Annotated in this window: 2 protein-coding genes and 1 pseudogene; all 3 read left to right on the top strand. The window is 56.6% G+C overall.

What is annotated here, in order from left to right:
- The first annotated feature begins 723 nt into the window (after window positions 1-723).
- A complete protein-coding gene (locus I6F24_RS37875) occupies window positions 724-1248 on the top strand; it encodes a reverse transcriptase domain-containing protein (protein ID WP_346656814.1) in 525 nt (174 codons plus the stop codon).
- Window positions 1133-1372, top strand: a pseudogene (locus tag I6F24_RS37870) (reverse transcriptase domain-containing protein); the annotation flags it as partial. The gene I6F24_RS37875 and the pseudogene I6F24_RS37870, both read left to right, overlap by 116 nt.
- The coding region (locus I6F24_RS37865; protein ID WP_346656955.1) for a group II intron maturase-specific domain-containing protein at window positions 1358-1776 on the top strand (419 nt) is incomplete at its 3' end. The pseudogene I6F24_RS37870 and the gene I6F24_RS37865, both read left to right, overlap by 15 nt.

The raw sequence follows: 1776 nt of genomic DNA, 5'->3' as shown, positions 1-1776 counted from the left end.
GTGGTATGTGCGCCATGACGGCGCGAAGAAGGAGGTTGAGTATGTAGACCATCTTCCGAGCAGCCTTGCTGCGCAAGAGATGAGGGCAGGCCCCTCGGACTCGGATTGCAGGATCAGAGTCCAAACCGCCACAAGCTGCTTTAGCTCAATGGCTGAGGTGGTGAGCGTTGCTGGAAAAGGCGGGCAATCAGCCTGTCAGGTGAGCCACGGGAAGACGAACGCAAGTAAACCGCCGATGATGCATCGAAAGTACAGTTCAGATGTTGTCGAAACCAGGGGCGATACCACCTCCTGGGATCAAGCGCGACGAGAGCCTGTGTATTGGCCGGCGGCAACCGGTGTAGAGGCGGCGCGATCCCGATGGCAGGCTCTTGCGCGGAACATGGGAACCTGCGTCGCGATGCCAAGGGAGACCCCAAAGGCGGCGGACCCGCCGAGGGCAGAGTACCAATGCGCGACGCAGGGGCGGACGGGTTCGTAATAGTGATGAGGCCCGGTAATACGGGCGGAGCGAAGGGACCCGATCTTCCAGCCAAAGTCACAAGCCAACCGGAAACGGGAGGAGCCGATGACTGAGGCAAAGTCGTATCAGATCCCCAAACATCTCGTTTGGGAAGCTTGGAAACAGGTGAAAGCGAACCGCGGGTCAGCGGGTGTGGACGGGGTCTCCATCGAGGAATTCGAAAAGGACTTGAAGAGAAACCTCTACAAGATCTGGAATGAATGTCGTCGGGGACATACTTTCCGCCTCCCGTCCGTCTCGTGGAAATTCCCAAGGCTAATGGAGGGAAGCGTCCGTTAGGAATACCCTCTATAGCTGACCGCGTGGCTCAGACGGTTGCAAAGATGGTTATGGAGCCGACGATGGAACGAATATTCCATCCGGACTCCTACGGCTATGGGCCCGGCCGTTCGGCGCTTGACGCAGTGGGGACAGCGCGAAAGCGTTGCTGGAAATTCGACTGGGTTATCGACCTTGATATCAAGTCGTTCTTCGACTCGATTCCTTGGCACCTGATCGAAAAGGCCGTCGCCCACCACACGGAACTGAGTTGGATTCGTCTCTACGGTAAAGCGGTGGCTGCAAGCTCCCGTGGAGAAAGAAGACGGAATCCCTGTGGAGAGAACACGCGGAACCCCTCAGGGTTCGGTGGTTTCACCGCTGCTCGCAAATTTGGTTCTGCACTATGCATTCGATCACTGGATGCAGCGGACCTTCCCTTGTTTGTGTTTCGAAAGATACGCTGACGAGGCGATAGTCCATTGCAGAACTGAAAGCGAGGCTCGAACCGTGATGGAGGCGATCCGAAAACGTCTTGCGGAATGCGGTCTGGAGCTCCATCCGGAGAAAACCCGGATCGTCTACTGCAAGGATAATAAACGGAGAGAGGAATGCGAACACATCTCGTTCGACTTCCTTGGCTACACCTTCCAGCCGCGCAGCGCTCGCGATCGAAAGGGCGAGAAGTTCCTCAACTTCCTCCCGGCAATCAGCAACAAGGCTGCCAAAGGAATCCGACAAACCATTCGCTCATGGCGACTGGGTTCGACGCGAAACCACTGGAGTCTTGAAGAACTCGCCAAGCTGATTGATCCTGTCGTGCAAGGATGGCTGAACTATTACGGACGGTTTTACCGGACGGAATGTGTCAACGTCCTTCGTCACGTAAACGACGCGCTCGCCCGCTGGACGAGGCGGAAATACAAGCGGTTGAAAGGCCGGAAAGTCGCCTCAGTATATTGGTTGGGACGGCTCGCACAGCGCGATCCGAACCT

The sequence above is a fragment of the Bradyrhizobium sp. BRP23 genome, assembly GCF_020194135.1.
Classification (GTDB): Bacteria; Pseudomonadota; Alphaproteobacteria; order Rhizobiales; family Xanthobacteraceae; genus Bradyrhizobium; species Bradyrhizobium yuanmingense.
Note: the sequence above shows the minus strand (reverse complement) of the source record. Positions and strands in the feature narration are given on the sequence as shown.